Genomic DNA, 17,134 nt, shown 5'->3' with positions numbered 1-17,134 from the left:
GCGTATGGCGTGAAGCCTGCTTTGCAAGTGAGCCTGCCTGGCCTTGAGGACAATAAGATGAAATACCGCCTGGGCGACGCCCGCGTCGAAACTCACCCGCAGAGCTGGGTCGCACCTAACGCCGTGCTGGTGGGCAAGGTCAAACTGGAAGAGGGCGCCAACGTCTGGTTCAACGCCGTGTTGCGCGGCGACAACGAGCTGATCCTGATCGGCAAGAACAGTAATGTGCAGGACGGCACGGTGATGCACACCGACATGGGCTATCCGTTGACCATCGGCACCGGAGTAACCATTGGTCATAACGCCATGTTGCACGGCTGCACGGTGGGCGATTACAGCCTGATCGGCATCAACGCGGTGATCCTCAACGGCGCGAAAATCGGCAAGAACTGCATCATCGGCGCCAACTCGCTGATCGGCGAAGGCAAGGAAATTCCTGACGGTTCGCTGGTCATGGGCTCGCCGGGCAAAGTAGTACGTGAACTGACCGAGCCGCAGAAGAAAATGCTCGAAGCCAGCGCCGCGCACTATGTGCATAACTCGCAGCGCTATGCCCGCGATCTGGTCGAGCAGGAACAATGAACGCCACCGAAAAACCCGTACGCTCACCGTGCGTGAACATTTGCGCACTGGATGAGGACGACATCTGCACCGGCTGCCAACGCACGGTGGAGGAGATTACCCGCTGGAGCCGCATGGACAACGACGAACGCCGCAAGGTGCTGGGGTTGTGTCATGAGCGGGCCAAATCGAGCGGAGTGCTTTGGATGTTGCCTTCCAAGTCCAGCTCCTGAGTCCGGGGCTTTTGTGGCGAGGGGGCTTGCCCCCGTTGCGTTGCGAAGCGGCGCAAAAACTTGCAACTGCGCTCTGTCAGGCACACCCATTTACTGATTTTGCGGCTGCTGCGCAACCGAACGGGGTGGTGCGGCGTTCCGACAAGCCCCCTCGCCACAGGTGATGTGTACACCTCATGAACTGAACTTGGCCGAGTTCTTTGCCTGAAGTACCCTGTGCACAAAATTGACAGGTATCCCAGCGCGCCATGTTCTTCCTGATTGCTTACATCAGCAGTGTCGTGCTGATCAACTACGCCTTTTCCACTGCCCCGCACCTGGACATCATCTGGTCGGCCTGGGGTGGCCTGATATTTGTGCTGCGCGACATGGTGCAAACCCGTTTCGGTCACGGCGCGCTCGTCGCGATGCTGGCGGCGCTGGCGTTGTCCTACCTCACCTCCGACCCCTCCATCGCCTTGGCCAGCGCCATTGCCTTTGCCGTTTCGGAGTGTATTGACTGGCTGGTATTCAGCATTACCAAGCGTCCGTTGCACGACCGTCTGTGGATAAGTTCGGCGCTGAGCATTCCGCTGGATACCTTCATCTTCTTCGGCATGATCGATGCCCTGACGCCGGGCGTGATCCTCACCGCCCTGGGCTCGAAATTCGCCGGCGTGACCATCGTCTGGCTGGCCATGGCCTGGCGTTTGCGCAAGAACGCGCTGGCAAGCTGAGCCAAACCCTCAGGTTCATGTAAAATGCCGCGCTTTCTCCCTAAGGGATGCGCGCCTGGCGCCGCATCCCTCGATGATCCGCTCCTTTGAGGACCTGAGATGACCCGTATCGGAACTCCATTGTCGCCAACCGCGACCCGCGTATTGATGTGTGGCTGTGGTGAGTTGGGCAAGGAAGTGGTGATCGAGCTGCAACGCCTGGGCGTTGAAGTGATTGCCGTGGATCGTTACGCCAACGCGCCGGCGATGCAGGTGGCGCATCGCAGCCACGTGATCAACATGCTCGACGGCGCGGCCCTGCGTGCCGTGATCGAAGCCGAGAAGCCGCACTTCATCGTGCCGGAAATCGAAGCCATCGCCACCGCCACGCTGGTTGAGCTGGAAGCCGAAGGCTTCACCGTGATCCCGACCGCTCGCGCTGCGCAGTTGACCATGAACCGTGAAGGCATCCGTCGTCTGGCGGCTGAAGAGCTGGACCTGCCGACCTCGCCGTACCACTTCGCCGATACCTTCGAAGACTACCGCAAGGCGGTCGACGACCTGGGCTTCCCGTGCGTGGTCAAGCCGGTCATGAGTTCCTCGGGCAAAGGCCAGAGCCTGCTGCGCAGCGTCGATGACGTGCAGAAAGCCTGGGATTACGCGCAGGAAGGCGGTCGTGCCGGTAAAGGTCGGGTGATCATCGAAGGTTTTATCGACTTCGACTACGAAATCACCTTGCTCACCGTTCGCCACATCGGCGGCACCACGTTCTGTGCGCCGGTCGGCCATCGTCAGGAGAAGGGCGACTATCAAGAATCCTGGCAGCCGCAAGCGATGAGCCCGATTGCGCTGGCGGAGTCCGAGCGCGTGGCCAAAGCCGTGACCGAAGCCCTGGGTGGCCGTGGTCTGTTTGGCGTTGAGCTGTTCATCAAGGGTGATCAGGTGTGGTTCAGCGAAGTTTCTCCGCGCCCGCACGACACCGGTCTGGTGACCCTGATTTCTCAGGACCTGTCGCAGTTCGCCTTGCATGCACGGGCGATTCTCGGCTTGCCGATCCCGTTGATCCGTCAGTTCGGCCCATCGGCGTCGGCAGTGATTCTGGTGGAAGGGCAGTCGACCCAGACCGCTTTCGCCAACCTGGGTGCCGCACTGGCAGAGCCGGATACGGCGCTGCGCCTGTTTGGCAAGCCGGAAGTCAACGGTCAGCGCCGCATGGGCGTTGCCCTGGCCCGTGACGAGTCGATCGAGGCCGCCCGCGCCAAAGCGACCCGTGCCTCTCAGGCTGTCGTTGTAGAGCTCTAACCGCGTCGCGGCATTCGCGAGCAAGCCCGCTCCCACATTGGATTTCAGTGGTACACAAAATCTGTGTTCACATCGGTCAAATGTGGGAGCGGGCTTGCTCGCGAAGCTTTTGCTTTTACTTCAGGCAACCTGATTCAGGTCGTTATGCCGCGTCTCTTTCAGGCACAGCACCGCGATCAAGCTGATCACCGCTGCTGCTGACACATACCCGCCAACCCAGCTCAAACCGCCCATTGCCACCAGCTTCTGTGCGAAGAACGGTGCTGCCGAAGCGCCAACAATGCCACCCAGGTTGTAGGCCGCCGACGCGCCGGTATAACGCACGCGGGTGGGGAACAGCTCTGGCAGCAGCGCGCCCATCGGGGCGAACGTCACGCCCATCAGAAACAGCTCGATGCACAGGAACAGCGCCACGCCCCAGGTCGTGCCGTGGGTCAGCAGCGGTTCCATGGTGAAGCCCGAGAGAATTGCCAGCACGCCACCGATGATCAGCACCGGTTTGCGCCCGAAACGGTCACTGGCCCAGGCCGACAGTGGTGTGGCTGCAGCCATGAACAGCACGGCGAAGCACAGCAGGCCGAGAAAGGTTTCGCGGCTGTAACCCAGGGTCGAAACACCGTAACTCAGGGAAAACACCGTCGAGATGTAAAACAGCGCGTAGCAGACCACCATCGCCGCCGCACCCAACAGCATCGGCGCCCAGTATTGGCTGAACAGCTCGACCAGCGGGATCTTCACCCGTTCCTGACGCGCCATCGCGTTGGCGAAGACCGGTGTTTCATGCAGTTTCAGGCGCACGTACAGGCCGACCATCACCAGCACGGCGCTGAGCAGGAACGGAATCCGCCAGCCCCAGGAGCGAAACTGCTCGTCGTTCAGGGTCATCGCCAGGGTCAGGAACAGCCCGTTCGCCGCAAGAAAACCGATAGACGGGCCGAGTTGCGGGAACATGCCGAACCAGGCGCGTTTGCCCTTTGGTGCGTTTTCGGTGGCGAGCAATGCTGCACCGCCCCATTCGCCGCCCAGCCCAAGGCCCTGGCCGAAGCGCAACACGCAAAGCAGGATCGGTGCCCAGGCGCCAATGCTCTCGTAACCCGGCAGCACGCCGATCAGCGTGGTGCACACGCCCATCAGCAACAAGGAAGCGACCAGGGTGGATTTGCGCCCGATACGGTCGCCGAAGTGGCCGAACAGCGCCGAGCCTAAAGGGCGGGCCAGGAACGCGATACCGAAGGTCAGGAAGGCCGAAAGCATCTGGGCGGTGCCAGAGGTCTGCGGAAAGAACACCGGGCCGATCACCAGTGCGGCGGCGGTGGCGTAGACGTAGAAGTCGTAGAACTCGATGGCGGTGCCAATGAAACTGGCCGTTGCGACCCGCGTGGTGGAGTTCGTCGGTTGGGCAGGCACGGCGTCGCTGTAAGTGGTGCTGGTAGTCATGCGGTAATCCCTGACAGTCAAGTGCTCCTGTGGAGCGAATTATTATGGTCGAACACCCAGGGATGTGGGTTCTACAGCGGTTTTGCCATCGAGCGCAGGCTTGTGGCCTCGCCAGCGGCTACGTGCCAGATCAAGACCCGGCTGACGCGGTTGTCTTCGGTTTCGAGGATTTCCAGGCGATACCGCCCGATTTTCAGGCACACCGCGCTGTCTGGAATGGTTTCCAGCGCTTCGGTGACCAGCCCGTTGAGGGTTTTCGGGCCGTCGCTCGGCAGGTGCCAGCCAAGACTCTTGTTCAGCTCACGAATCGAGGCCGCGCCCTCGATCACCAACCGGCCGTCGGCCTGCGGGTGAATGTGCGGGTTGTCGAGGCTGTGCTGGCTTTCGAATTCGCCGACGATTTCTTCGAGAATGTCTTCCAGGGTGACGATGCCTTCTACTTCACCGTATTCGTCGACCACCATGCCCAAGCGGCGCTGCTGCTTGTGAAAGTTCAGCAATTGCAGTTGCAGCGGGGTGCTTTCCGGGACGAAGTAAGGTTCGTGGCACGCCGCCAGCAAGGCGTCTTTGGTCAGGCTGGCGTCGGGCAGCAAATGGCGGATCTGCCGGGTATTGAGCACCGCTTCGACCTGGTTGATATCACTGTGAAACACCGGCAGGCGCGTGCGTTTGTTAGCGCGCAGCTGTTCGATGATTTCCTCGATCGAGTCGTCCAGATTGATCCCGTCGACTTCGCTGCGCGGCACCAGGATGTCGTTGACGGTGATGTTATCCAGCGCATGAATGCCCGACAGCGCGTGTGGGCGGCAGGCCGGGTGTTCGTGGTCGGTGCCGTCGTTCTGTGGGGCCGGTGGTTCGTCTTCGCTTTGCTGGACGACCTTGATCTTGCGTGCGAACGGCTTGAGCAGCAATTGGCTGATGCCGCCGAGCAGCCAGGCGGCCGGGTAAATTATTTTCAGCGGCACGCCGAGCAGGGTGTTGCCCAGCGCCAGAATGGCGTCCGGATAACGGCTGGCAAGGGTGCGTGGCAGGTAATCGGCAAATACCAGTAACGCAGCAGTGGCGCTCAGGCAGGCGAGCCATGGGCCTTTTTCAGCCCAGCCGAAAATCGCCAGCAGCGTGCTGATGACTACCACCAGTGCGCGGCACAGGGTATTGCAGAAGATCAGGCTGTTGAGCGGGAAGTTGAGTTTCGCCACCGGCTTGTCGCCAGAGCGCGAGGCGGTCCGCTGGGTCAATAGATGTTGCTGTGCGGCTTCGATGGCGGTGAACAGCCCTGACCACAAGATCAGCAGGGCTAGCACGGCGAGCAGCGGCCCTATGGGCAGGTTATCCATAACGAGCGCCCGTCAGATGTGCAGGATGAATTCGCGGACCAGCTTGCTGCCGAAATAGGCCAGCATCAGCAGGCAGAAACCGGCGAGGGTCCAGCGAATGGCCTTGTGGCCGCGCCAGCCAAGACGATTGCGGCCCCACAGCAACACGCTGAACACGATCCAGGCCAGGCATGCCAGCAGGGTTTTGTGCACCAGATGCTGGGCGAACAGGTTTTCGACGAACAGCCAGCCGGAGATCAGCGACAGTGACAGCAGGGTCCAGCCGGCCCAGAGGAAACCGAACAGCAGGCTTTCCATGGTTTGCAGCGGCGGGAAGTTCTTGATCAGCCCGGACGGGTGCTTGTGCTTGAGCTGGTGGTCCTGGACCAACAGCAGCAAGGCCTGGAACACCGCGATGGTGAACATGCCGTAGGCGAGGATCGACAGCAGGATATGCGCCAGAATCCCCGGTTCTTCGTCGATCACCTGCACCGTGCCCGAAGGCGCGAACTGCGCCAGCAGCACCGTGGTCATCCCCAGCGGGAACAACAACACCAGCAGGTTTTCCACCGGGATCCGTGAGCAGGCCAGCAGTGTCAGCGCGATAACGGCCGCGGCGATCAGGCTGGCGGCACTGAAAAAGTCCAGGCCCAGGCCAGTCGGCATCATCAGGTGGGTGAGGAGGCTCGCGCTGTGGGCCAGCACGGCAAGGATGCCGAGCGAGACCAGCAGGCGTTTGTTCGCCTTGGCGCCTTGGGCCAGACGAGTGCCTTGATAGAGAGTCGCAGCGGCGTATAAGCAGGCGGCGGCGAGGGTGCTGAGCAAACTGGGTGACAAAGGGAGCATAAATCCTGTTAGGCAAGCCCGAAAGAGGCTGAGTTTGGCATACAACCGACATGACACGAAAGACCACTCAACCAGACGGCGGGTGTGCGCCAGACGCAGTCTTCGCTATAATCCGCGACCTGCCCACGCCGCAGGCTCGCCGAGCACATGTTTTTCACGGTCTGGGCCGCCATTACCTCGGTCTCCATAGGGCCTGAAAGGATCGCGCATGTTTGAAAACTTAACCGACCGTCTCTCGCAGACGCTGCGCCATGTCACCGGCAAGGCCAAGCTGACCGAGGACAATATCAAAGACACCCTGCGCGAAGTGCGTATGGCGTTGCTCGAAGCCGACGTCGCCTTGCCGGTGGTCAAAGACTTCGTCAACTCGGTCAAGGAGCGCGCTGTCGGCACCGAGGTGTCGCGCAGCCTGACGCCGGGCCAGGCCTTCGTGAAGATCGTCCAGGCCGAACTCGAAAGCCTGATGGGCGCGGCCAACGAAGATTTGAACCTGAGCGCCGTGCCGCCTGCCGTCATTTTGATGGCCGGTCTGCAAGGTGCCGGTAAAACCACCACCGCTGGCAAACTGGCGCGCTTCCTTAAAGAGCGCAAGAAGAAGTCGGTCATGGTGGTGTCGGCGGACGTTTACCGCCCGGCCGCGATCAAGCAGCTGGAAACCCTGGCCAACGACATCGGCGTGACGTTCTTCCCGTCCGACCTGAGCCAGAAGCCGGTCGACATCGCCGAAGCGGCTATTAAAGAAGCCAGACTGAAATTCATCGACGTGGTCATCGTCGATACCGCCGGTCGCCTGCACATCGACGAAGAGATGATGGGCGAGATCAAGGCCCTGCACGCGGCGATCAAACCGGTCGAAACGCTGTTCGTGGTCGACGCCATGACCGGCCAGGACGCCGCCATCACGGCCAAGGCCTTTGGCGACGCGCTGCCGCTGACCGGTGTGATCCTGACCAAGGTCGACGGTGACGCCCGTGGCGGTGCCGCGCTGTCGGTGCGTGCGATCACCGGCAAGCCGATCAAGTTCATCGGTATGGGCGAGAAGACCGAAGCCCTCGAACCGTTCCATCCAGAGCGTATTGCGTCGCGTATCCTCGGCATGGGCGACGTGCTCAGCCTGATCGAGCAGGCCGAAGCAACCCTCGACAAAGACAAGGCCGACAAACTGGCCAAAAAGCTGAAGAAGGGCAAAGGCTTCGACCTCGAAGACTTCCGCGATCAGTTGCAACAGATGAAGAACATGGGCGGCCTCGGCGGGCTCATGGACAAACTGCCGAACATCGGCGGAGTGAATCTGGCGCAAATGGGCAATGCCCAGGGTGCGGCAGAGAAGCAATTCAAGCAGATGGAAGCCATCATCAACTCCATGACCCCGGCCGAGCGCCGCGACCCTGAGCTGATCAGCGGTTCGCGCAAGCGTCGGATCGCCATGGGTTCCGGCACCCAGGTGCAGGACATCGGGCGCTTGATCAAGCAGCACAAGCAGATGCAGAAGATGATGAAGAAGTTCTCCGCCAAAGGCGGAATGGCCAAAATGATGCGCGGCATGGGCGGTATGTTGCCCGGCGGCGGCATGCCGAAAATGTAAAGAATTCGCGTCGGCATTCATGTCGGCGCGGCCCCACACGGACGTGGGACCCACAGCAAGCCCGCATTGGCGGGAGCTGACTCGCCGTTGTTCGCAACGGCTCTATAGCAAATCTGGATGGCACACTGACAGGTGCCGGAAAAAGACATTTGCAAAAGTCCGGATATTCCTTAGAATATGCGGCCTTTCGGGCACCTATGCCCGCTGTGCATTTAGATTTGCAGCACCGACTACAGGAACTATGTTCACATGCTAACAATCCGTCTTGCCCTTGGCGGCTCCAAAAAGCGCCCGTTTTACCACTTGACCGTGACCGACAGCCGCAACCCACGCGACGGTTCGCACAAAGAACAAGTTGGTTTCTTCAACCCGATCGCTCGTGGTCAAGAAGTCCGCCTGTCCGTGAACCAAGAGCGCGTAGCCTACTGGCTGAGCGTTGGTGCACAACCTTCTGAGCGCGTTGCTCAGTTGCTGAAGGACGCTTCTAAGGCTGCGGCCTGAGCGATATGAACGCGACGCCAGCAATCGCTGATGATTTGATCGTTATCGGCAAGATTTATTCTATTCATGGCGTTCGCGGCGAAGTGAAGGTCTTTTCCTTTACTGATCCGATTGGAAACCTGTTGGACTACAAAACCTGGACGCTCAAGCGCGAAGGCGATGTACGGCAGGTAGAGCTGGTCAGCGGCCGCGTACAAGGCGGCAAGTTTCTGGTCACAAAGCTCAAAGGTCTCGATGACCGCGAAGAAGCTCGTCTTCTGGCCGGTTTTGAAATCTGCGTGCCGCGTAACCTGTTTCCTGATCTGACCGACGGCGAGTACTACTGGTACCAGCTGGAAGGTCTGAAGGTCATCGACCACCTCGGGCAATTGCTCGGGAAGATCGATCACCTGCTGGAGACTGGCTCGAACGATGTCATGGTGGTCAAGCCTTGCGCTGGCAGCCTGGATGATCGCGAACGCCTGTTGCCCTATACGGAGCAATGCGTGTTGGCCGTCGACCTCGCAGCGGGCGAGATGAAGGTGGATTGGGACGCGGACTTCTAAGCGTGGCTAACTTGCGCGTCGAAGTGATCAGTTTGTTTCCCGAGATGTTTTCCGCCATCAGCGACTACGGCATCACCAGTCGTGCGGTGAAACAGGGGCTCTTGCAGCTGACCTGTTGGAATCCGCGAGACTACACAACGGATCGACATCACACTGTGGATGATCGCCCATTTGGCGGTGGTCCGGGCATGGTGATGAAGATCAAGCCCCTGGAAGATGCTCTGGTTCAGGCCAAGGCAGCAGCCGGGGAGGCGGCGAAGGTAATTTACCTGTCGCCCCAAGGCCGTCAACTGACTCAGTCGGCGGTACGCGAGTTGGCGAATGAGGAAGCATTAATCCTGATTGCCGGCCGCTATGAAGGCATTGACGAGCGTTTTATTGACGCTCATGTCGATGAAGAGTGGTCGATTGGCGACTATGTACTGTCTGGCGGCGAGCTGCCGGCGATGGTCCTGATCGATGCGGTTACACGACTGCTGCCTGGAGCTTTAGGGCATGCGGACTCCGCCGAGGAAGATTCCTTTACGGATGGTTTGCTGGATTGCCCGCACTACACCCGACCTGAGGTGTATGCGGATCAGCGTGTTCCCGACGTGTTGCTGAGTGGCAATCACGCGCATATCCGGCGTTGGCGTTTACAGCAGTCCCTTGGTAGGACCTTTGAACGACGCGCCGATCTTCTGGAAAGCCGCTCGCTTTCTGGAGAAGAGAAGAAGCTGCTCGAGGAATACATCCGCGAGCGGGACGATAGTTAACAACGTATCGATGGTAGATCCGACGATTTACCTTAGGAGCACAGCATGACTAACAAAATCATCCTTGCACTCGAAGCAGAGCAGATGACCAAAGAGATCCCTACCTTTGCCCCGGGCGACACCATTGTCGTTCAGGTGAAAGTGAAGGAAGGCGACCGTTCGCGTCTGCAAGCGTTCGAAGGCGTAGTAATCGCCAAGCGTAACCGTGGTGTGAACAGTGCTTTCACTGTTCGTAAAATCTCTAACGGTGTTGGCGTAGAACGTACTTTCCAGACCTACAGCCCGCAAATCGACAGCATGGCTGTCAAGCGTCGCGGTGACGTACGTAAAGCCAAGCTGTACTACCTGCGTGACCTGTCGGGTAAAGCAGCTCGCATCAAGGAAAAACTGGTTTAAGTCCAGCTTCCGATGCAGAAAAAAGCAGCCTACGGGCTGCTTTTTTGTTGCCCGTCATTTATTCCTCTCCCTGAAAGTGCAGTGGTTTCGCGAGCGGTCGTGCTATGAAAGACTGTTCGTTGTTTTCTGTCTTGCTTGAGCCTTTATGCCTGCCATTGATCACCCACTGATAGACCAGTTTCTCGACGCCCTGTGGTTGGAGAAGGGCCTGTCCGATAACACCCGTGACGCCTATCGCAGCGACCTGGCCCTGTTCAACGGCTGGTTGCAGGAGAAGGGCCTGGAACTGCTCAATGCCGGGCGCGAGCTGATCCTCGATCATCTGTCCTGGCGCCTCGAGCAAAACTACAAGCCCCGGTCTACTGCGCGGTTTCTTTCGGGTGTGCGTGGGTTCTATCGCTATTTGCTGCGTGAAAAGCTGATTGCCGTCGACCCGACATTGCGCGTCGACATGCCGCAACTCGGCCGGCCATTGCCCAAGTCGTTGTCGGAAGCGGATGTGGAAGCCTTGCTCGCCGCACCGGACCTGAGCGAAGCGATCGGCCAGCGCGATCGCGCCATGCTGGAAGTGCTGTATGCCTGCGGCTTGCGGGTTACCGAGCTGATCAGTCTGACGCTGGAGCAGATCAATCTGCGCCAAGGCGTACTTCGCGTCATGGGCAAGGGCAGCAAGGAGCGACTGGTGCCGATGGGCGAGGAGGCGATTGTCTGGGTCGAGCGCTACCTGCGTGACGGGCGTAGCGAGTTGTTGGGGGGACGGCCCAGCGATGTGCTGTTTCCGAGCCTGCGTGGCGAGCAGATGACCCGCCAGACCTTCTGGCATCGCATCAAGCATCAGGCCAAAGTCGCCGGGATCGGCAAGTCCCTGTCGCCGCACACCTTGCGCCACGCTTTCGCCACACATCTGCTCAACCACGGCGCCGATTTGCGGGTGGTGCAGATGTTGCTCGGCCATAGCGACCTCTCGACCACCCAGATCTACACCCACGTTGCGCGTGCCCGTTTGCAAGACCTGCACGCCAAACACCACCCACGCGGCTAGCGGAACACCGGTGGTTGAGGGCGCCTTTTGTGGCGAGGGAGCTTGCCCCCGTTGGGTCGCGAAGCGGCCCCAAAACTGAGTGCTACGGTTATTCAGACAAACCGCAGCAGCCGGTTTACGACTGCTGCGCCCGAGCGCGGACCGGCCGACGGGGGCAAGCCCCCTCGCCACAATGGTCGTCAGTCAGGTTTCGCATAGTGACTTGCGTCAGGCGCATTCGGCCACGCGGGCCTTATGTGGTAGGCTTTGCGGGTTTGCACGATGGGCGGTTATGACCCGGTGTTTCAGTACCGGTGTTCTAGCCGACCCATTTGCCCGCCTTCAGGAGTTCTCATGCGTCTGACCCAGATTTTCGCCGCCGCAGCCATTGCGTTGGTCAGCACCTTTGCCATCGCCGATGATGCGGCTGATAAAGCCATTCGTAAAAGCCTGGAAACCCTCCAGCTCGACACCCCGATCGAGTCCATCAGTGCCAGTCCGCTGGCCGGTCTCTATGAAGTCAAACTCAAGGGTAGCCGCGTGCTGTACGCGAGCGCCGACGGCCAGTACATCGTTCAGGGCTATGTGTTCCAGCTCAAGGACGGCAAACCGGTCAACCTGACCGAGAAGGCCGAGCGTCTGGGGATCTCCAAACTGATCAACGGCATTCCGGTTGCTGAAACCGTGGTTTACCCGGCGATTGGCGAAACCAAGACCCACATCACCGTATTCACCGACACCACCTGCCCGTACTGCCACAAATTGCACGCCGAAGTGCCTGCATTGAACAAAATGGGCATCGAAGTGCGTTATGTTGCTTTCCCGCGCCAGGGCCTCGGCTCGCCGGGTGATGAGCAACTGCAAGCCGTGTGGTGCTCTGCTGACAAAAAAGCGGCGATGGACAAAATGGTCGATGGCAAGGAAATCAAGGCTGCCAAGTGCGCCAACCCGGTTTCCAAGCAGTTCGCCCTGGGCCAGTCGATCGGCGTGAACGGTACACCGGCTATCGTTTTGGCCGATGGCCAAGTGATTCCGGGCTACCAGCCAGCACCACAAGTCGCCAAACTGGCGCTGAGTGCGAAATAATCCTGCGTCGTCACGGTAAGCCTTTGACGATCATGGAGCGGCGGCAGCAGTCGACGCTCCATTAATAGAGAGCCGCACGCTGTGCGGCTGTTTTCCACGGCCGGCCTTGAGTCGGCCGTTTTATGGGGAGTTCACAGTGAAACCGGTCAAAGTAGGCATCTGTGGGTTAGGGACCGTCGGTGGCGGTACCTTCAACGTACTTCAGCGCAACGCCGAGGAAATTGCTCGTCGTGCCGGGCGTGGAATCGAAGTGGCACAAATTGCCATGCGCACGCCAAAGCCTCAGTTCCAGACGACCGGTATTGCGATTACCAACGATGTCTTCGAAGTGGCCACGAACCCTGAGATCGACATCGTTATAGAGCTGATGGGCGGCTATACCGTTGCCCGCGAGCTGGTACTCAAAGCCATCGAGAATGGCAAGCATGTGGTCACCGCGAACAAGGCACTGATCGCCGTTCACGGTAATGAAATTTTCGCCAAGGCCCGCGAGAAAGGCGTGATCGTGGCGTTCGAGGCAGCGGTAGCCGGCGGCATTCCGGTGATCAAGGCGATTCGTGAAGGCCTGTCGGCCAACCGCATCAACTGGGTCGCCGGGATCATCAACGGCACCGGCAACTTCATCCTCACCGAAATGCGTGAGAAGGGCCGGACTTTCGAAGATGTGCTCGCCGAGGCGCAAGCGCTGGGTTACGCAGAAGCCGATCCGACGTTCGACGTTGAAGGCATCGATGCGGCGCACAAGCTGACGATCCTGGCGTCCATCGCGTTCGGTATCCCGCTGCAATTCGACAAGGCCTACACCGAAGGCATCACCAAGCTGACCACCGCTGACGTGAACTATGCCGAAGCGCTGGGCTATCGCATCAAGCACCTGGGCGTGGCGCGTAGCACCGCTGCCGGCATCGAACTGCGTGTGCACCCGACGCTGATCCCGGCCGATCGCCTGATCGCCAACGTCAACGGCGTGATGAACGCGGTGATGGTCAACGGCGACGCTGCCGGTTCGACCCTGTTCTACGGTGCGGGCGCCGGTATGGAACCGACCGCTTCGTCGGTCATCGCCGACCTGGTGGATGTGGTTCGCGCCATGACCAGCGACCCGGAAAACCGCGTACCGCACCTGGCTTTCCAGCCGGATTCGCTGTCGGCCCACCCGATCCTGCCGATCGAAGCCTGCGAAAGCGCTTACTACCTGCGCATCCAGGCCAAGGATCATCCGGGCGTGCTGGCTCAGGTCGCGAGCATTCTGTCGCAGCGTGGTATCAACATCGAATCGATCATGCAAAAGGAAGTCGAAGAACACGACGGCCTGGTGCCAATGATCCTGCTGACCCACCGTGTGCAGGAACAGCGCATGAACGATGCGATCGCCGCCCTCGAGGCCCTGGCGGACGTGGTCGGTCCGGTGGTGCGGATCCGCGTCGAGCACCTGAACTAAGTCGTTATTGTTCACCGGGCTCGTGCGCGAGCCCGGGTTTGCGAACTCTGAATAGTGGAGCCAGTCATGCGTTATATCAGTACCCGCGGCCAGGCACCGGCCCTGAATTTCGAAGACGTGCTGCTGGCCGGTCTGGCCAGTGACGGCGGCCTGTACGTGCCGGAAAACCTGCCACGTTTCACCCAGGAGGAAATTGCTTCCTGGGCCGGCCTGCCGTATCACGAGCTGGCTTTCCGGGTGATGCGCCCGTTTGTTACCGGCAGCATTCCGGATGCCGACTTCAAGAAAATCCTCGAAGAAACGTACGGCGTGTTCTCTCACAGCGCCGTGGCACCGTTGCGTCAGCTGAACAGCAACGAATGGGTGCTGGAGCTGTTTCACGGCCCGACCCTGGCGTTCAAGGACTTCGCCCTGCAATTGCTCGGTCGTCTGCTCGACTACGTGCTGGAAAAACGCGGTGAGCGCGTAGTGATTGTCGGCGCCACTTCGGGCGATACCGGTTCGGCCGCCATCGAAGGCTGCAAGCACTGCGAAAACGTCGACATCTTCATCCTGCACCCGCACAACCGCGTGTCCGAAGTGCAGCGTCGGCAGATGACCACGATCTTCGGCGAGAACATCCACAACATCGCCATCGAAGGCAACTTCGATGACTGCCAGGAAATGGTCAAGGCGAGCTTCGCCGACCAGAGCTTCCTCAAAGGCACGCGCCTGGTGGCGGTGAACTCGATCAACTGGGCGCGGATCATGGCCCAGATCGTCTACTACTTCCACGCAGCCCTGCAGTTGGGCGGCCCGGCGCGCTCGGTATCGTTCTCGGTGCCAACCGGCAACTTCGGCGACATCTTCGCCGGTTACCTGGCACGCAACATGGGCCTGCCGATCAACCAGTTGATCGTCGCCACCAACCGCAACGACATCCTGCACCGCTTCATGAGCGGCAACCAGTACGTCAAGGAAACCCTGCACGCGACACTGTCGCCATCGATGGACATCATGGTCTCGTCGAACTTCGAGCGCCTGCTGTTCGACCTGCACGGTCGCAATGGTGCGGCGATTGCCGGCCTGATGGACACCTTCAAGCAAGGTGGCGGTTTCAGCGTCGAGCAAGAGCGCTGGACCGAAGCGCGCAAACTGTTCGACTCGCTGGCCGTGGATGACGCGCAAACCTGCGAGACCATCGCTGAAGTCTTCGAACAAACCGGTGAGCTGCTTGATCCGCATACCGCCATCGGCGTCAAGGCTGCGCGTGAGTGCCGTCGTAGCCTGGATATTCCGATGGTGATTCTGGGAACGGCCCATCCGGTCAAATTCCCTGAAGCCGTCGAAAAAGCCGGCGTAGGAAAAGCGCTTGAACTGCCTGCCCATCTTTCTGATTTGTTTGAGCGAGATGAGCGCTGCACAGTTTTGCCAAACGACCTGAAAGCCGTGCAGGCCTTTGTCAGTCAGCATGGCAACCGCGGTAAGCCACTCTGACAGGATTTACCTGTCACATTTTGAAGCCCGTCTCCTGACGGGCTTTCTCATTTCTGCATGGCACACTTGTCGTCGTTTCGCCCCTCAAGGATGGGTGAGTGGACGTGAAGGAAGTAGGCATGTGGTTTTTTAATGGATTAAAGCCGGCTTTGTGCTGGGTGTTTTTATTGAGTGCCATGGGGCTTGGGCATTGTGCATTGGCGGCTCAACTCGGTGCTTTGGACGTAAGGTCTGCCGACAGTCATGACGGTCTCAAGCTTGAGGCTCACGAGCTCAAATGGATAGCCGAGCACCGGCGAGTGATCGTCGGGTCGGTGCAGTTCCCGTTGTACTTGTTCAAGGATGAGCACGGTCAATGGAGCGGTCTGAACAACGACATTCTCCAACGTCTTTCGCGGATGACCGGGCTGGAGTTTGTTCATGAAGAGTCGTTCTCGACCGAACACCTGCTCGGACTGCTGGAAAGTGGCAAGGCAGACATGAACACGACACTGTCGGTGAACGATGAACGCAAAGGCTTTCTGGATTTCAGCCATGCCTTTGGCGGGGCTGGCTGGGTGTTCGTCGGGCGGGCCGGAGCTGCTTCGGTCGATTCGTTAGAGGACCTTTCGGGCAAGGTTCTGGCGCTACCGGCCAGGCATGCGCTGGAGGCCGGCATCCGCCGTGACTATCCACAGATCGAGCTGCGCTCGGTGAAAACCTACGCCGAGGCACGCGCCCTGGTCGAAAGCGGCGAAGCCGACGTCACCATTGAAAATGAAACGGGCGCCCACCTGTACCCTGCAGGCCGGCTGGCGATCGGCCCCAGTATCGAAGGTATGTGGGAGGCCGACCATCTCGCCCTGCGCAAAGGGCAGCCACAGCTGTTGAGCATTCTCAACAAGGCGCTCGAGGCTTTTCCTCCGGCAGAGTTGCGAGCCATTCGTTCCAAGTGGCTCAGCGGCGTAGTGCCCAGTCAGCCACCCTCGCTGTGGCAGCGGTTTTATCAGTGGGGTTGCTGGGGAGTATTTTTCGCGAGTCTGTTCGGGCTGATTTCACTGCTGTGGAACCAGCGGCTGAGCATGCAGATCAAGCAGCGACTGAAAGCCGAGCAAGGGCTTGGTGATCAATTGGCGTTCCAGCATGCCTTGATGGATGCCATGCCCGATCCGGTGTTTGTACGGGATCTGGAGGGGCGGTTGATCATGTGCAACAAGAGCTATGAAGAGCATTTGTCGACCCGCTTCGACCAGATGCAGGGAAAACGCCTGACAGAGGTCGACGTTTTGCCTGCCTCGACGGCCGAGCTTCTGCACGCGGAAATCATGGATCAACTCAGCAGTCGGAAAAACCGGTTTACCGAGCGTCAACTGACGTTCAACAGTGGTGTAAGGGATGTTTATCAGTGGACGGTGCCGTTTTATAGCGCCGAAGGTTTGCTGCGAGGTGTCGTGGGCGGCTGGACCGATACCCATGGTCGGTAGCGATATGCGCCTGACTGACGCTGTTAACCTGCTGTTTTTTTCTTGTCATCTTTCCCATGCATGCTCTGAAGACTCAGGGTAAAAGCGACATACCGTCAGTCGAGTTCAGAACTTTCTTCTCGGGCCAGTGGTCATTTACCACGCCCTTGGCACTTTGTTTTCGGACTATTGAATGGTGATCGAGATGGAAAGTATCAGCCTATTGCTGGGTGAGGCATTGAGCCCGTATCAGGTAACACTGACCCCGTCAGGTGCCCATGGCGAATGCCTGGTGACATTGAAGAGTACCGCTGGCGCTATCGTGGTCGAGCGTGAGTTCAATCAGGCGCAGTTCACGGACAAACGGCTGCTGACAGACGTTGTCGACGGTTTGCACCGCGACTTGTTGATCGCCGAGGGACGGCTTGAGCCCAGCGTGATTGCGGCTCTGCGCAATGTTGCGCAAGACAAGCATCTGGCTGGCAGAAGCTGATTT

Annotated in this window: 18 protein-coding genes; 15 read left to right on the top strand and 3 right to left on the bottom strand. The window is 59.5% G+C overall.

Annotation, left to right across the window (positions count from 1 at the left end; genetic code table 11):
- The first annotated feature begins 57 nt into the window (after positions 1–57).
- From AC3WK5_RS09850 to purT, 4 genes are all read left to right on the top strand, one after another.
- A complete protein-coding gene (locus AC3WK5_RS09850; protein WP_007936184.1) occupies positions 58–582 on the top strand; it encodes a gamma carbonic anhydrase family protein in 525 nt (174 codons plus the stop codon).
- Positions 579–794 (top strand): DUF1289 domain-containing protein, encoded by a 216-nt coding sequence (locus AC3WK5_RS09845; protein WP_103319610.1) that lies wholly within the window; start codon positions 579–581, stop codon positions 792–794. The genes AC3WK5_RS09850 and AC3WK5_RS09845 overlap by 4 nt, the downstream gene beginning before the upstream one ends.
- Before the next feature lie 248 nt (positions 795–1,042).
- Positions 1,043–1,510: a VUT family protein gene (locus AC3WK5_RS09840; protein ID WP_103319608.1), complete on the top strand. Its 468-nt coding sequence runs from the start codon at positions 1,043–1,045 to the stop codon at positions 1,508–1,510.
- Between the two features lie 99 nt (positions 1,511–1,609).
- Positions 1,610–2,791, top strand: coding sequence for a formate-dependent phosphoribosylglycinamide formyltransferase (purT, locus tag AC3WK5_RS09835; protein ID WP_054593855.1), 1,182 nt, complete (start codon positions 1,610–1,612; stop codon positions 2,789–2,791).
- Between the two features lie 120 nt (positions 2,792–2,911).
- Here purT and AC3WK5_RS09830 read toward each other — a convergent pair whose 3' ends face one another.
- The 3 genes from AC3WK5_RS09830 to AC3WK5_RS09820 form a co-directional block, all read right to left on the bottom strand.
- Positions 2,912–4,228 carry an MFS transporter gene (locus AC3WK5_RS09830; protein ID WP_054593854.1) on the bottom strand — a complete coding sequence of 439 codons (1,317 nt, stop codon included), beginning with the start codon at positions 4,226–4,228 and terminating at the stop codon, positions 2,912–2,914.
- Between the two features lie 71 nt (positions 4,229–4,299).
- Complete coding sequence (locus tag AC3WK5_RS09825; RefSeq protein WP_103319606.1) at positions 4,300–5,565, bottom strand: transporter associated domain-containing protein; 1,266 nt, start codon at positions 5,563–5,565, stop codon at positions 4,300–4,302.
- Positions 5,566–5,577: 12 nt separating this feature from the next.
- Entirely contained in the window at positions 5,578–6,390 is an 813-nt protein-coding gene (locus tag AC3WK5_RS09820; protein ID WP_054593852.1) for a cytochrome C assembly family protein, read from the bottom strand.
- A gap of 208 nt (positions 6,391–6,598) precedes the next feature.
- On the opposite strand from AC3WK5_RS09820, the gene ffh reads away from it, so the two are divergent.
- The 11 genes from ffh to AC3WK5_RS09765 all read left to right on the top strand — a co-directional run bounded on the left by ffh (position 6,599) and on the right by AC3WK5_RS09765 (position 17,131).
- The gene (ffh, locus tag AC3WK5_RS09815; RefSeq protein ID WP_019692014.1) at positions 6,599–7,975 is read left to right on the top strand and encodes a signal recognition particle protein; all 1,377 of its coding nucleotides are present in this window, start codon (positions 6,599–6,601) and stop codon (positions 7,973–7,975) included.
- Positions 7,976–8,224: 249 nt separating this feature from the next.
- Positions 8,225–8,476 (top strand): 30S ribosomal protein S16, encoded by a 252-nt coding sequence (rpsP, locus tag AC3WK5_RS09810; RefSeq protein WP_003209587.1) that lies wholly within the window; start codon positions 8,225–8,227, stop codon positions 8,474–8,476.
- Between the two features lie 5 nt (positions 8,477–8,481).
- Positions 8,482–9,021 carry a ribosome maturation factor RimM gene (gene rimM / locus AC3WK5_RS09805; RefSeq protein WP_054593851.1) on the top strand — a complete coding sequence of 180 codons (540 nt, stop codon included), beginning with the start codon at positions 8,482–8,484 and terminating at the stop codon, positions 9,019–9,021.
- 2 nt (positions 9,022–9,023) lie between these two features.
- A complete protein-coding gene (trmD, locus tag AC3WK5_RS09800) occupies positions 9,024–9,776 on the top strand; it encodes a tRNA (guanosine(37)-N1)-methyltransferase TrmD (protein WP_019692017.1) in 753 nt (250 codons plus the stop codon).
- A 45-nt stretch (positions 9,777–9,821) separates the two neighbouring features.
- On the top strand, positions 9,822–10,172 hold the full coding sequence (rplS, locus tag AC3WK5_RS09795) for a 50S ribosomal protein L19 (RefSeq protein ID WP_054593850.1): 351 nt from the start codon (positions 9,822–9,824) through the stop codon (positions 10,170–10,172).
- Between the two features lie 145 nt (positions 10,173–10,317).
- On the top strand, positions 10,318–11,214 hold the full coding sequence (xerD, locus tag AC3WK5_RS09790; protein WP_054593849.1) for a site-specific tyrosine recombinase XerD: 897 nt from the start codon (positions 10,318–10,320) through the stop codon (positions 11,212–11,214).
- Between the two features lie 333 nt (positions 11,215–11,547).
- On the top strand, positions 11,548–12,279 hold the full coding sequence (locus AC3WK5_RS09785; RefSeq protein ID WP_054593848.1) for a DsbC family protein: 732 nt from the start codon (positions 11,548–11,550) through the stop codon (positions 12,277–12,279).
- Between the two features lie 136 nt (positions 12,280–12,415).
- Positions 12,416–13,720 carry a homoserine dehydrogenase gene (locus tag AC3WK5_RS09780; RefSeq protein WP_054593847.1) on the top strand — a complete coding sequence of 435 codons (1,305 nt, stop codon included), beginning with the start codon at positions 12,416–12,418 and terminating at the stop codon, positions 13,718–13,720.
- A gap of 66 nt (positions 13,721–13,786) precedes the next feature.
- Positions 13,787–15,196: a threonine synthase gene (gene thrC / locus AC3WK5_RS09775; protein WP_103319603.1), complete on the top strand. Its 1,410-nt coding sequence runs from the start codon at positions 13,787–13,789 to the stop codon at positions 15,194–15,196.
- Between the two features lie 119 nt (positions 15,197–15,315).
- Positions 15,316–16,659, top strand: a complete 1,344-nt coding sequence (locus AC3WK5_RS09770; protein WP_103319601.1) for a transporter substrate-binding domain-containing protein — start codon at positions 15,316–15,318, stop codon at positions 16,657–16,659.
- 184 nt (positions 16,660–16,843) lie between these two features.
- Positions 16,844–17,131, top strand: a complete 288-nt coding sequence (locus tag AC3WK5_RS09765; RefSeq protein WP_103319619.1) for a DUF3509 domain-containing protein — start codon at positions 16,844–16,846, stop codon at positions 17,129–17,131.
- Positions 17,132–17,134 lie beyond the last annotated feature (3 nt).

The sequence above is a fragment of the Pseudomonas sp. FW306-02-D09B genome, assembly GCF_058782685.1.
The sequence above is the reverse complement of the archived record's forward strand: the minus strand, read 5'-3'. Positions and strand labels throughout refer to the sequence as shown.

Bases quoted from the DNA above. Each gene is read 5' to 3' on its own strand.
- AC3WK5_RS09845 (WP_103319610.1), top strand. From the start codon at position 579: ATGAACGCCACCGAAAAACCCGTACGCTCACCGTGCGTGAACATTTGC.
- AC3WK5_RS09840 (WP_103319608.1), top strand. From the start codon at position 1,043: ATGTTCTTCCTGATTGCTTACATCAGCAGTGTCGTGCTGATCAACTAC.
- ffh (WP_019692014.1), top strand. From the start codon at position 6,599: ATGTTTGAAAACTTAACCGACCGTCTCTCGCAGACGCTGCGCCATGTC.
- AC3WK5_RS09850 (WP_007936184.1), top strand. From the start codon at position 58: ATGAAATACCGCCTGGGCGACGCCCGCGTCGAAACTCACCCGCAGAGC.
- rpsP (WP_003209587.1), top strand. From the start codon at position 8,225: ATGCTAACAATCCGTCTTGCCCTTGGCGGCTCCAAAAAGCGCCCGTTT.
- AC3WK5_RS09820 (WP_054593852.1), bottom strand. From the start codon at position 6,390: ATGCTCCCTTTGTCACCCAGTTTGCTCAGCACCCTCGCCGCCGCCTGC.
- rplS (WP_054593850.1), top strand. From the start codon at position 9,822: ATGACTAACAAAATCATCCTTGCACTCGAAGCAGAGCAGATGACCAAA.
- thrC (WP_103319603.1), top strand. From the start codon at position 13,787: ATGCGTTATATCAGTACCCGCGGCCAGGCACCGGCCCTGAATTTCGAA.
- AC3WK5_RS09825 (WP_103319606.1), bottom strand. From the start codon at position 5,565: ATGGATAACCTGCCCATAGGGCCGCTGCTCGCCGTGCTAGCCCTGCTG.
- AC3WK5_RS09830 (WP_054593854.1), bottom strand. From the start codon at position 4,228: ATGACTACCAGCACCACTTACAGCGACGCCGTGCCTGCCCAACCGACG.
- xerD (WP_054593849.1), top strand. From the start codon at position 10,318: ATGCCTGCCATTGATCACCCACTGATAGACCAGTTTCTCGACGCCCTG.
- AC3WK5_RS09785 (WP_054593848.1), top strand. From the start codon at position 11,548: ATGCGTCTGACCCAGATTTTCGCCGCCGCAGCCATTGCGTTGGTCAGC.
- AC3WK5_RS09770 (WP_103319601.1), top strand. From the start codon at position 15,316: ATGTGGTTTTTTAATGGATTAAAGCCGGCTTTGTGCTGGGTGTTTTTA.
- purT (WP_054593855.1), top strand. From the start codon at position 1,610: ATGACCCGTATCGGAACTCCATTGTCGCCAACCGCGACCCGCGTATTG.
- rimM (WP_054593851.1), top strand. From the start codon at position 8,482: ATGAACGCGACGCCAGCAATCGCTGATGATTTGATCGTTATCGGCAAG.
- AC3WK5_RS09765 (WP_103319619.1), top strand. From the start codon at position 16,844: ATGGAAAGTATCAGCCTATTGCTGGGTGAGGCATTGAGCCCGTATCAG.